We start from the raw sequence: 12,150 nt of genomic DNA, 5'->3' as shown, positions 1-12,150 counted from the left end.
GCCGTCCCGGACGGGCGCGGCGACGCTGACGAGCGGCCCCGGCTCCGCCCGCTCGATCACCGCCAGCCCCGTCCCGCGCACCCGCGCCAGCGTCCGCCGCAGCACGGCCGGCGAGGCGGGCAGCCCTTCCGGCTCGTGCACCAGCGGCCCGGCCAGCACCCGGTCCTGGAACTCGGGCTCGGCGTGGGCCAGCAGCACCAGGCCGACCCCGGTCGAGTGGAGCGGCAGCCGCCCGCCCACCCGGTAGAGCACGTCCACGGCGTCCCTGGCCGACAGCCGCTCCACCAGCAGGGCCTCCGTCCCGTCGCGCACCGCCAGCAGCACATGCTGGTGCGTGGCCTCGTACAGGTCCTCCAGGTACGGCAGCGCGGCCTCGCGCAGCCCGTGCCCGCGCGGCGCGAGAGAGGCGAGCTCCCACAGCCGCAGCCCGATGACGTACCGGCCGGCGCCGTCGCGTTCCAGCGCGCCCCAGTGCAGCAGGCGGCGGGCCAGCCGCAGCGCCGTGCTCGGCGGCGTGCCGGTGGCGCGGCTCAGCTCGGCCAGCGTCATCGCCCGGCGGGTCGCGGAGAACGCGCCGAGCAGCGCGAAGGCCCGGTCGATCACGGGGGCGCCGTGCGGCGGCCGGCGGCCACGGGGAGCGTCCGTCACCCGTGCAGTGTGCCATTGATTGAAATCCTCCCTGGTGCGTGCCCTGGCCCACGCCCTAGGGTTTGCCGATCAAGAGAGAGGTGGAGGCGACGATGACCCCGGAACCCGGCACCGACCGGCTCGACGCCCTGCTCGCCCAGGTCCTCGGCTCCGTCGCGGGGGAGGACGCGCGGCTGCGCGAGCTGGTCGGCGGCATCGTCACCCACCTGCACGCGTTCGTCCGCGAGACCAGGCCCACCGAGGCCGAGTGGCTGAGCGCCGTCGACTTCCTGGTGCGCGTCGGGCACACCTGCACCGAGACCCGCAACGAGTTCATCCTGCTGTCCGACATGCTGGGCGTCACCTCCGCCGTCGACGAGGTGAACCACACCGGCCCGCCCACCATGACCCCCAGCTCGGTCGAGGGCCCCTTCCACTCGCCCGCGCCGCCCCGCCCCCTGGGCGCCTGGATCGCCGAAGGACCCGAGCGGCGGCGCGGCGAGCCCACGGTCGTGCACGGCCGCGTCACCGACTGCGACGGCGTCCCCGTCGCCGGCGCGGTGCTCGACGTCTGGCAGGCCGACGACGCCGGCCACTACGACAGCCAGGACCCCGAGCAGCCCGACGGCAACCTGCGAGCCCTGCTCACCACCGGCCCCGACGGCGCCTACTGGTTCCGCACGGTGCTGCCGAGCAGCTACCCGGTGCCGACCGACGGCCCGGTCGGCGAGCTGCTGCGGGCGATCGGCCGCCACCCGATGCGGCCCGCCCACGTCCACGTCAAGGTCCGGGCCGCCGGGCACCGGCCGCTCACCACCCACGTGTTCGTGGCCGGCGACCCCTACCTCGGCTCCGACGCCGCGTTCGCGGTCAAGGACGCGCTCGTCGCCGACTTCCGGCCGTCCGCCGACCCGCGCTTCGGGATGGACGGGCCGTTCCTGGCGGCCGAGTTCGACATCAGGCTCGTCAAGGAAGGAGACCCGCGGTGAAGCTGGTCGGGATGGCCGCGCGCGACGGCGGGCGGCACGTGACCGTCGGCGTCGTGACGGACGGCACGGTGACGCCTCTGGCGGAGGTGACCGACTTCTACGACGACGTCCCGTACTGGCTGGAGCGGGCGCGTCAGGCGGACCCCGGCGGGGTGCCCCTGGCCGAGGTGGAGCTCGCTCCGCCCGTGCCGCCGTCGGCGCGGGTGCTGTGCGTCGGGCTCAACTACCGCGCGCACGCGGCGGAGGGTGGTTTCGAGCCGCCCGCGCACCCGACGGTGTTCGGCCGGTGGACGGCCTCGCTGTCGGTCACCGGCGTCGCCGTCCCGGTGCCGGCCGGCGAGCCGGGGCTCGACTGGGAGGGCGAGGTCGCCGCCGTCGTGGGCGCGCGGCTGGCCGACGCGGACGAGAGCGAGGCCGAGGCGGGCGTCCTCGGGTACGCCGCGTTCAACGACCTCACGGCCCGCACCGCCCAGAAGCTCACCAGCCAGTGGACGCTCGGCAAGAACGCGGACCGCAGCGGCCCGATCGGCCCGATCGTCACCGCCGACGAGACCGGGAGCCCCGCGGACGGCTGGCGCGTGGTCACCCGGGTCAACGGCGAGGTGACGCAGGACGGCGACACCCGAGACATGATCTTCACCGTGCCCCGGCTCCTGTCCCACATCAGCGCCACGCTGACGCTCCACCCCGGCGACGTCCTCGCCACCGGCACCCCGGAGGGCGTCGGCTACGTCCGGACGCCGCCCCGGCTGCTGACGCCGGGCGACGTGGTGGAGGTGGAGGTCGGACGGCTCGGCGTGATCCGCACGCCGGTCACCGGCCCGTCCGGCAGGAGCGGCGCGTGAGCCGGGTCCTCGTCGCGGGCGGCGGCCCCGCCGGGCTCGCCGCGGCCGTCGAACTGGGCAGGCGCGGCGTCCCCACCACCGTGGTGGAGCCGCGCGTCACGATCGACCAGGACCGGCCGCGCGCCAAGACCACCAGCATGCGCACCATGGAGCACCTGCGCCGGTGGGGGCTCGCCGACCGGCTGCGCGCCGCCGCGCCACTGCCCGTCTCCTGGTCGCAGGACGTGCTGTTCTGCACCCACCTGCTCGGCGTCGAGCTCACCCGCTTCCCCAACGCCTTCGGCCTGCACCCCGAGCGCGACGAGCGGTGGGCCGAGCCGGGCCAGCAGGCGCCGCAGCCGGTCGTGGAGCGGCTGCTGCGCGAGGCGGTGGCCGAACTGCCCGCCGTCACGCTCCTGACCGGCCGCGCCGTCACCGCCATCGAGCAGGACGGCGAGCGGGTCCGCGCCGCGCTGTCCGACGGCTCCGCGATCGAGGCCGACTACCTGCTCGGCTGCGACGGCGCCGCCGGGGTCACCCGCGAGGCGATCGGCGCGTCGTACGAGGGCTCGTCCGGCGAGCGGCCCAACCTCAGCGTGGTCTTCCACGCGCCCGGCCTGGCGCAGAAGGTCCCGCTCGGCCCGGCCGTGCAGTACTGGGTGATCCATCCGGAGGTGTCCGGACTGATGGGCCGGATGGACCTCGACGACAAGTGGTGGGCGATCATGGTCGGGGTCGACGTGCGCACCTCCGCGCCGGACCCGGAGCGGCTGGTGCGCGTGCTCATCGGCGCCGACCTGCCGATCAGCGTCGTCAGCACCGACCCGTGGGTGGCCAGGATGCTGCTCGCCGACCGCTACCGGGCCGGGCGCGTCTTCCTCGTCGGCGACGCCGCCCACCTCAACCCGCCGTGGGGCGGCCACGGCTTCAACACCTGCGTCGGCGACGCCGTCAACGTCGCCTGGAAGCTCGCCGCCGTGCTCCAGGGCTGGGGCGGGCCCGCGCTGCTCGGCAGCTACGAGGCCGAACGCCGCCCGGTCGCCGCGCAGACCATCGCCGACAGCTCCGCCCAGGAGAAGCTGCTCGCGCCTGCCTTCGCCGACCGCCCGCTCACCGGCGCCGGCCCCGAGGCCGAGCGCGCCCGCGCCGAGACGGCCGCCGCGCTGCGGGTCAAGGCGGGCGAGTTCTACAGTGAGGGGCTCGTGCTCGGCTACCACTACGCGGGCTCGCCGATCGTGGCCGACGACGGCTCGCCCGTCCCGCCGCACACCCCGCAGGTCTACCACGCTTCCGCCCGGCCGGGCGCGCGGCTGCCGCACGCCTGGCTGCCCGATGGCCGCTCCCTGTACGACACGCTGGGGGAGGGGCTCACCCTGCTGCGCCTGGCGCCGGAGCCCGGCCCCGGCTTCGAGGAGGCGGCGCGGGCGCTCGGCGCGCCGTTCACGGTGGTCGACCTGACGGACGCGGGCCTGCTCGGCCGGTACGGGGCGCCGCTCGTCCTGGTCCGGCCCGACCAGCACGTCGCCTGGCGGGGCGACGCCGGCGACCCGGTGGCGATCCTGCGCACCGTGCTCGGCTTCACCGAGCCGTGACCGGAGGCCGGCCGCGGCACGTTCCGCTCGGCATCTGGGGGCCGTGACCGGAGGCCGGCCCGCTCCCGCGCGCCGGTCAGGCGCACAGGGCGGTGTCCAGGGCGGCTTCCAGGTTCTTGACGGCGGGCAGCCCGGTCGGCAGGGCGGTGACCGCGACGGTGGCGGCGCGGCCGTCCCGCGTCACCCCGTTGCCGGTGGCGTAGCCGGGCGCGGTGCCGCCATGGGACCAGGCGAAGCCGCCGCAGCTCAGCTTGAAGGTGGCGATGCCGAGCCCGTACCGGGCGCCGCCCACCGTGTCGAACTGCGGCGCCGCCACGGTCGTCGTCATCTCCTTGAACTGCGCGGGCTTGAGCAGCTTGCCGCCCACCAGCGCGCTCATGAACGTGTTGAGATCCTTCGGGGTGGCCACCAGCGCGCCCGCGGCCCACGCCATCGACGGGTCCATGGTGGTGACGTCCCGGTACGGGTCGCCCGGCTTGAGCGTGAGATAGCCCTTGGGGTGCGGGCCGCGCATGACCCGCTCGCCGACGCCGGGCCAGTACGTGTCGCGCAGCTCCAGCGGCTTGATCACCCGCCGGGTGATCTCCTCGCCGATCGGCCGGCCGGAGACCTTCTGGATGATGAGCCCGGCCAGGACGTAGTTGGTGTTGCTGTAGCTCCAGCCCTTGGCGGGGGAGTCGCGGTGCGCCAGCGCGGCGTCGACCAGGTCGCGCGGCTCGACGTGGCGCTCCAGCATGCTGGTGAAGTCGCCGACGAGGAGGTCGTCGTAGTCGCGCAGGCCGCTGGTGTGCCGGAGCAACTGGCGGGTGGTGATCTTCCGTCCGTCGACGCCCTTGCCCCGGACGACCTTGGGCAGGTACTTCTCGATCGGCGCGTCCAGGTCCAGCTTGCCCTCACCGGCCAGTTGGAGCGCGACCACGGCGGTGAACATCTTGGTGTTGCTGGCGATCCGCACCCGGCCGTTCTCCGGCATCTTCGCCTTGGTCTTCAGGTCGGCCACCCCGGCCGTGTAGGTCCGGGTCCGCCCGTCGCGCCCCCGTACCGCCGCCAGCGCGCCGGGGAAGGCGGACTCGTCGACCAGCGCGTCCAGGCGCTGCTGCACGGGATCGGCGGGGGCGGCGTGCGCGACCGGCGCGGTCAGGCTCAGCCCTGCCAGCGCGGCCAGCGCCGAGATCGCCAGGATGCGGGCGGGGTGCTGCGACATGGGGGTCTCCGTCTGTTCGGATGGCTCGTTCTCGGACATGACCCAGCCTGTCGGCCCGCCGACTCAAGATCGATCCAGCACCCTGGAGAACGGTGGTACAGCCTGCACTACGGTCAGGCCGCGGGATGCCCGGGGCCGCTCACGCCTCCGCTCCGGGCGCGGCCGCGGCGAGCAGGTCCTCGTCGCCGGGACGACAGACGAGCTGGAGCCCGACCGGCAGCCCGGCCACCGCCCCGGCCGGCACGCTGAGGGCGGGGAACCCGAGCACGTTCCACGGGCTCGTGAGGGCCAGCAGCGCGGCGCGCACGGCGACCGGCCGCCCGCCCAGCTCGACCTCCCGCAGGCCGAGCAGCGGGGCGGTGAGCGGCACCGTCGGCAGCGCCAGCACGTCGTGCTCCTCGAACAGCGCCTCGGCCGCCTCGGCCAGCCGGGGCAGCCGCGCCACCGCGCGCACGTACCTCCAGGCCGGAACCTCCATCGCCCCCTTGAGCCGGTCGAGCACCTCGGGCTGGAACAGCTCGGGCGCCCGGGCCACCCGCTCGGCGTGCACGTCGGCGGCCTCGGCGCTCTGGACCGTGACGTACACCTCGCGCAGCCCGTCGGCGACCTCCTGGGGCAGCGCGACCTTCCCCATCGCCCCGGCCGCCTCCGTCGCGACCCGCGTCACCTCGGGGTCGCAGGCGTGCAGCGGGGCGGGGTCGAGCCAGGCCACGCGCGGCGGGCGCCGGGCGGGCCCGACCTCCCTGCCGCTGAGCGGCCGGTAGGCGAGGAGGCAGTCGCCGGCGGTGCGGGCGAGCACCCCCACGTGGTCGAAGCTGCGCGCCAGCGGGAAGACGCCGCCGGCCGGGATGGCGCCGTACGCGGGCTTGAAGCCGGCCACCCCGCACAGCGCCGCGGGGATGCGCACCGACCCGCCGGTGTCGGTGCCGATCGCCAGCGGCACCAGGCCGGCGGCCACGGCGGCGGCGCTGCCGCCGCTGGAGCCGCCCGACATGCGCGCGGGGTCCCACGGGTTGCGGGAGGGGCCGTTGGCCGAGCAGTCGCCGGTCGGCCCGTACGCGAACTCGTGGGTCGTGGTCTTGCCCACGATCACCGCCCCGGCCTCGCGCAGCCGCGTCACGCACGCCGCGTCGGCGCCGGGGACGTATCCCGTGAAGTGCCGCGACCCCATGGTGGCGGGCAGCCCGGCCACCTCGACCAGGTCCTTGACCCCCACGGGGATCCCGTGCAGCGGGCCCCGGTCGGCACCGCCGGCCAGCTCGCGGTCCGCCTCCCTGGCCGCCGCGAGCGCGCCCCCGGCGTCCACGCCGACGAAGGAGTTGAGCGCGGGGTCGAGCCGGGCGACCGCGTCGAGCGACGCCCGCGCCAGCTCCTCGGCCGTCGTGCGGCCCGCGCGCAGCTCGCGGCCGAGCTCGCCGATGGTTCGGCCGGCGAAGGGCCCGAGAGGGATCGTCATGGACCGTCCTTCCACATCCTGGCCGCCCCGGCGCGTCCGGCCTCTACCAGGATAGGGAGCGCGTCACGCGCTGACGAAGTCAGCGACGATCATGGTGGCGTCCTCGACCGGGTCCAGCACCGACAGCTCGTCGTACAGCTGGTCCAGGCAGGCCGTCGGCGACCGGCCGTCGGCGAACAGCGTCATCAGCCGCTCCAGGCCCAGCGCCCTGACCACCCCGTCGGTGACCACGACGACCCGGTCGCCCTGGCGGAGCGGCACGCTGCCGATCTCCGGCGCCGGGGTCCCGGTCCTGCCGGTCCCCGCCGCCGTCAGCCGCCGTGGCCTGCCGCCCTTCGCGCAGTGCCAGATCGCGCCGCCGCCGACGTGGGCGTAGCGCAGGCGAGGATGCTCGTCCACGTCCAGCACGATCAGGTCCAGGCCGGTGGCCTCCTCCGCCAGGGCGGGCTCCGTCCGCCACGCCGTGCGCGCGCAGCTTCCCAGCTCCTCCGCCCGCGTCCCGGCCATCTGCGGCCGGGCCGCGACCACCGCGCCCAGGGCCAGCGCGGCCGCCGTGTGACCGGGCCGGCCCCGCCCCCCTCCGTCCGCCACCGCGATCAGCCGTTCCTGGATCACGTACTCGTCGGAGCGGCGGCCGTGCGAACTCTCGTACGTGCCGCCCGCTGCCGACAGCCGTGGCCGTGCCACCGGGAGTCCCGGTGGCCACGGCCCCCGCCTGCCACGGACCGCCATCACCGACAGGCAGGAGATCAGGATAGAGATCGAGATGAGCGTCATGGAGGTCCCCCCTCAGTCGCGGTGATCGCGACAGGGCCAGTACACGCGCACCGGCCGAGGGATGGCATGACGGTCGATCAGCCGTCATGCCGCCGGGGGCGCGGACGGTAGAGAGTGCGGGGGTGGGAGCAGGACCGAGGAAGACAGCCGGGCGATCCCTGCCGGCGAACCCGGCCGGCACGGGTCAGGTGCGTTATCGTGTGTGCCGACTTGTGATCGCGTCGCGGGCGGACGGGCGATGGCTCACCTCGGTTCCACACGCTACGACTCGGCGGCCAGGCAACTGGAGCGCACGGCCGCGCGCACCGTTGCCGGCGCGCGCGGCGCCATGGGCGTGGTCGTGGCCGTCGCGGGCGCCCTCGGCGCCGTCCCGCCCGTCTCCGCCGCCTGGCTGGGCCCCGCTCTGGCGGTCGAGCTCGGGTGGACCGCGCTGTTCCTGTGGCGGTGGTGGCGCGGGCTGCTGTTGCCGGCCTGGCTCGTCGCCGGCGACGTGGCGATCACCGTCGCGCTCTGTCTCGCGCAGCGTCACCTGGTGGCAGGGGAGGCGCTGGCGGGCGGCGCGAGCTGGGTGGCGGTGCTGGTGACCATGACGATCATCGTGCCGGCCGTCGCGTGGCGGTCCGTGGCGGCCGTGCCCACCGGCGTGGGGGTCGCGGTGGCGTTCCTGGCCGGGGTGCGGCTCGCCGCCCCCGGCCAGGACGTCACCGTCTCTCTCGGCATCCACCTCGTTCAGGTGCTGGCGATCGCGGTGCTGATGACGCTGCTGCGCCGCTCCGCCGCCTCCGCCGACGGGTTCCTCAGGGAGAGCGCCCGCGCCGACGTCGCGCTCATGGTGGAGCGGCTGCGCCGCGAGGACGAGCTGAAACAGGTCGGCAGCGTGCACGAGACGTCCCTGCACACCCTCACCATGGTCGGCCTGGGAACCTACGACGGCCCCTCGGCCACCCTGCGCGAGCAGGCGGTCGCCGACCTGTCCGCGCTCGACCGGCTGCGCGCCACCCCCGGCGACGAGCGCGCGCCCATCGCCCTGGACACGCTGCTCGACGAGGTGGCAGGGCGGGCCTCCGGGCTGCGCGTGCGCCGGCGGCTCACCCGCGAGACCGTGCCCGGCGAGGTCGCCGAGAGCTTCGCCCGCGCCGTCACCGAGGCCCTGTCGAACGTGGCGCGGCACGCCGGCGTCCGCGAGGCCGAACTGGTCTCCAGCAGGCGCGGCGACGAGATCCGGGTGGAGGTCGCCGACCACGGCCGCGGCTTCGACCGCGACCGGCTGCCGCCCGACCGGTTCGGCGTGCGCGGCTCCATCCTCGACACCATGCGCGCCCTGCCCAACGGCGGCGCCGACATCTCCTCGGGCGGCCACGGCACCCGGGTCACGCTGTGGTGGCGGCCATGACCGGCGACATCGAGCAGGTGGCGCGGCGCTACGCCCGCTACACCGCGCTCGGCGCGGTGGCGATCGCCGGCCTGTGGCACGTCGGCTACGACCTGACCGTCACGGTCACCGGGTGGGAGGACTTCCGCCTGCCGGTCCTGGCGGCCGTCGCCTGGGTCGTCTACACCGTGGTCGGGGCCGTCGCCGCCGTCAACCTGTTACGCGACCGCGAGCCGGGAACGGCGGGCACGGGCCTGCTCGTGGCGGTGACGCTGGCCGTGGACGTCGCCGTCATCCTCGCCTGCCACCCGCGCGACCTGCTGGGCACCATCGACTGGGGGTGGGGTTCGGTCGGCTGGGTCGGCGTCATGCTGCTGTGGAACCGGCCGCGCTGGCGGGCCGAGCTGATCGCGTTCCTGGCCGCCAACGCCGGGCTCATGCTGGCCGCGATGGCCGCCACCGGCACGACCGACCGGGTCTCGATCGCCAAGTACCTGGTGGTCGTGGCCGGCGCCATCGCCCTGCAGCTCGGCTACAGCGTCGGCGGCCACGCGCTGCGGGCCAGCGCCGAGGAGGCCGCTCTGCTGGCGCGGCGGCTGGCCGCCGACGAGGCCTGGCGGATGTCCGCGCAGCGCATCCACGCCGACCGGCTGCGCCGCTACGGGGCCATCCGCGACGTGGCCGAGGACCTGCTGGAGCGGCTCGCCGACGGCGCCGACCCCGGTGACGAGCGGGTGCGCCAGGAGTGCACGGCCGGCGCCCTGCGGCTGCGCCGGCTCATCACCGAGCGCGAGGACGTGCCCGACGCGCTGGTGACCGCGCTGCGCGAGCGCATCGACGCCGCCGAGCGGCGCAGGGTGCTGGTGACGGCGCCGCCGTTCGGCGGCACCCTGCCCGACCTGGCCGACAGCGTACGCGCGGACCTGCTGCGGGTGCCGCTGCTGGCACTGGACGGGGCGAGGTCGTGGGCCAGGGTCACGGTGTCGGCCATGTCGACCATGGTGAGCGTGGCGGTCGTGGCCGACAACGACGACCTGGCCGTCAGCTCCGACCCGGTGCGTGAGGCGAGCGGGGTCGTCGTCACCTATCAGCGTCAGGGAGGTGAGGTATGGGTCAACAGCATGTGGCAGGCCACGTGACGGTGGCCCTGGTCGAGGACCACCAGGTGGTGGTGGACGGGGTGCGGTCCTGGTTCGGGCCGCCCAGCCCGGTCACGATGGTCGCCCAGGGGCCGACCATCGAGTCCGTCCGCGGCACGCCCGCGGACGTGCTGCTGCTCGATCTCAACCTCAACGGCACCATGATCGTGGACCGGGTGGGCGAGCTGTGCGCGGGCGGCCAGCGGGTCGTCGTCTTCTCCGAGCACGAGGAGCCGGAGACGGTCCGCGCCGTGCTCGACGCGGGCGCGTCGGCGTTCATCGGCAAGGGCCGGGCCACCCGCGAGTCGTGCGTGGAGACGATCCTGGCGGTGGCCGCCGACCGGCCCAGCGTCACCCCGCCGATGGCGCAGGCGATCGCCACCGACGAGAGCCCGCACCGGCCGCAGCTGTCGGAGAAGGAGCGGCTGGCGCTGCTGTACTGGTTCCAGTCGATGTCCAAGGCGTCCGTGGCGGCCCGGATGGGCGTCAAGGAGCGGACCGTGCGCCAGTACATCGACCGGGCCAGGGTCAAGTACGCCGCGGCCGGCCGGCCCGCCCCCACCAAGGAGAAGCTGCTCATCTGCGCGATCCAGGACGGCCTGATCAGCCCCGGCGAGGTGGACGTCTACACCTCATTGGCCGCCCGGCCCGGGGAGTCGTGAAACTTTCTTCTCGCTGGTAGATCGTCCGCGCACGTCAGAAGGCCGGTCGGCCGGTGGCGCGTGTCTCCGTGGTTGCCCGGCCAAAAGTTTCGGGACATCATCGAAATGTTTCGAGCGATGGGAGGCGCGGATGAGAGCACGTCACCGTACGGCCGCGGCCGCGGTCACCACCGCCCTGCTGACCGTCCTCGGCCTGGTGGTCCTGGCCGGCCCGGCCTCCTCGGCCCAGCTGGTCGAGGTCACCGGGTTCGGGACCAACCCCACCAACCTGCGGATGCACCTGTACGTGCCCGACGGCGTGGGGTCACGGCCACCGGTGCTGCTGGCCGTGCACTACTGCACCGGCTCCGGGCCCGCGCTGCACTCCGGCACCGAGTTCGCCTCGCTCGCCGACCGCCACAAGTTCATCGTCGTCTACCCCTCGGCGACGAGGAGCGGGGCCTGCTTCGACGTCTCCTCGCCGCAGGCGCTGCGGCGCGACGGCGGCAGCGACCCCGTCGGCCTCATGTCCATGGTCAGGTACGTCCACCAGCGCCACGGCGGCGACCCGGACCGCACCTTCGTCACCGGCGTCTCCTCCGGCGCGATGATGACCAACGTCATGCTGGGCGTCTACCCCGACGTGTTCAAGGCCGGAGCCGCCTACATGGGCGTGCCGTTCGGCTGCTTCGCCACCACCGACGGGTCGAGCTGGAACAGCCAGTGCGCCAACGGCCAGATCGTCAGGACGCCGCAGCAGTGGGGCGACCTGGTACGCGCCGCCTACCCCGGCTACACCGGGCCGCGGCCGCGCATGCAGATCTGGCACGGCACCCAGGACGGCACGCTGCGCTACCCCAACTTCCAGGAGCAGATCAAGCAGTGGACGAACGTGCACGGCCTGAGCCAGACGCCGTCCCTCACCGACACCCCGCAGGCCGGCCAGACCCGCACCCGGTACGGCGGCACCGGAGGGACGGCGCCGGTCGAGGCGATCAGCCTCCAGGGCGCCGGGCACGACCTGCCCAGAGGCGGGATGGCCGCGGAGACCATCCGCTTCTTCGGCCTCGACTCCGGCGGCGACCCCGGCCCCACCATCACGCCCACCATCACGCCCACCGTCACCGGGCCCTGCGAGGTCGGCTACACGACGAACGCCTGGAACACCGGCTTCACCGCCGCCGTCTCCCTCACCAACAGGAGCGCCACGCCCATCACCGGCTGGTCGCTGACCTTCACCCTGCCGCCCGGCCAGACGGTCACCTCCACCTGGAACACGGCGGTCACCCCCAGGAGCGGCCAGGTCACGGCCACGAACGCGCCCTACAACGCCACCATCGCGCCCAACGCCACGGTCAGCTTCGGCTTCCAGGCCACCCACACCGGCAACACCGCCGAACCGTCCTCCTTCACCCTCAACGGCGCCGCCTGCACGGTGACCCCATGAACCAACCGCTCACGCGTTGGATGACCCCTGAACGGCGCCCGCACGCTCATCCGGTGAGCGGGCGCTCCCCCGGGACGCCAGG

11 protein-coding genes are annotated in these 12,150 nt (G+C 74.8%); 7 read left to right on the top strand and 4 right to left on the bottom strand.

The annotated features are described in order from the left end of the window. A partial coding sequence (locus tag OUY22_RS32530; protein WP_270159091.1) for an IclR family transcriptional regulator occupies positions 1 to 648 on the bottom strand: 648 nt, incomplete at its 3' end. Positions 649 to 740: 92 nt separating this feature from the next. On the opposite strand from OUY22_RS32530, the gene OUY22_RS32525 reads away from it, so the two are divergent. Genes OUY22_RS32525 through OUY22_RS32515 form a run of 3 tightly spaced genes read left to right on the top strand, consistent with a single transcriptional unit; the run spans position 741 to position 4,032 of the window. Continuing rightward, a complete protein-coding gene (locus OUY22_RS32525) occupies positions 741 to 1,616 on the top strand; it encodes a dioxygenase family protein (RefSeq protein WP_270159090.1) in 876 nt (291 codons plus the stop codon). Further along, positions 1,613 to 2,461: a fumarylacetoacetate hydrolase family protein gene (locus tag OUY22_RS32520; RefSeq protein WP_270159089.1), complete on the top strand. Its 849-nt coding sequence runs from the start codon at positions 1,613 to 1,615 to the stop codon at positions 2,459 to 2,461. The genes OUY22_RS32525 and OUY22_RS32520 overlap by 4 nt, the downstream gene beginning before the upstream one ends. After that, on the top strand, positions 2,458 to 4,032 hold the full coding sequence (locus OUY22_RS32515) for an FAD-dependent monooxygenase (RefSeq protein ID WP_270159088.1): 1,575 nt from the start codon (positions 2,458 to 2,460) through the stop codon (positions 4,030 to 4,032). The genes OUY22_RS32520 and OUY22_RS32515 overlap by 4 nt, the downstream gene beginning before the upstream one ends. 76 nt (positions 4,033 to 4,108) lie before the next feature. Here the strand turns inward: OUY22_RS32515 and OUY22_RS32510 are convergent, their stop codons facing one another. From OUY22_RS32510 to OUY22_RS32500, 3 genes are all read right to left on the bottom strand, one after another. Continuing rightward, a complete protein-coding gene (locus OUY22_RS32510; RefSeq protein WP_270159087.1) occupies positions 4,109 to 5,236 on the bottom strand; it encodes a serine hydrolase domain-containing protein in 1,128 nt (375 codons plus the stop codon). A gap of 139 nt (positions 5,237 to 5,375) precedes the next feature. Continuing rightward, entirely contained in the window at positions 5,376 to 6,692 is a 1,317-nt protein-coding gene (locus OUY22_RS32505) for an amidase (protein ID WP_270159086.1), read from the bottom strand. Between the two features lie 63 nt (positions 6,693 to 6,755). Continuing rightward, positions 6,756 to 7,469, bottom strand: a complete 714-nt coding sequence (locus tag OUY22_RS32500) for a SpoIIE family protein phosphatase (protein WP_270159085.1) — start codon at positions 7,467 to 7,469, stop codon at positions 6,756 to 6,758. Between the two features lie 238 nt (positions 7,470 to 7,707). Between OUY22_RS32500 and OUY22_RS32495 the strand changes: the two genes are divergently transcribed. The 4 genes from OUY22_RS32495 to OUY22_RS32480 all read left to right on the top strand — a co-directional run bounded on the left by OUY22_RS32495 (position 7,708) and on the right by OUY22_RS32480 (position 12,068). Further along, the gene (locus tag OUY22_RS32495; protein ID WP_270159084.1) at positions 7,708 to 8,862 is read left to right on the top strand and encodes an ATP-binding protein; all 1,155 of its coding nucleotides are present in this window, start codon (positions 7,708 to 7,710) and stop codon (positions 8,860 to 8,862) included. Then, positions 8,859 to 9,980, top strand: coding sequence for a hypothetical protein (locus OUY22_RS32490; protein WP_270159083.1), 1,122 nt, complete (start codon positions 8,859 to 8,861; stop codon positions 9,978 to 9,980). Before OUY22_RS32495 ends, OUY22_RS32490 begins: the two co-directional genes overlap by 4 nt. Further along, a complete protein-coding gene (locus OUY22_RS32485) occupies positions 9,950 to 10,642 on the top strand; it encodes a sigma factor-like helix-turn-helix DNA-binding protein (RefSeq protein WP_270159082.1) in 693 nt (230 codons plus the stop codon). The genes OUY22_RS32490 and OUY22_RS32485 overlap by 31 nt, the downstream gene beginning before the upstream one ends. A gap of 130 nt (positions 10,643 to 10,772) precedes the next feature. After that, the gene (locus tag OUY22_RS32480; protein WP_270159081.1) at positions 10,773 to 12,068 is read left to right on the top strand and encodes an extracellular catalytic domain type 1 short-chain-length polyhydroxyalkanoate depolymerase; all 1,296 of its coding nucleotides are present in this window, start codon (positions 10,773 to 10,775) and stop codon (positions 12,066 to 12,068) included. The last annotated feature ends 82 nt before the right edge of the window (positions 12,069 to 12,150 follow it).

The organism is Nonomuraea corallina (assembly GCF_027620315.1).
GTDB classification, from domain to species: domain Bacteria; phylum Actinomycetota; class Actinomycetes; order Streptosporangiales; family Streptosporangiaceae; genus Nonomuraea; species Nonomuraea corallina.
Note: the sequence above shows the minus strand (reverse complement) of the source record. Positions and strands in the feature narration are given on the sequence as shown.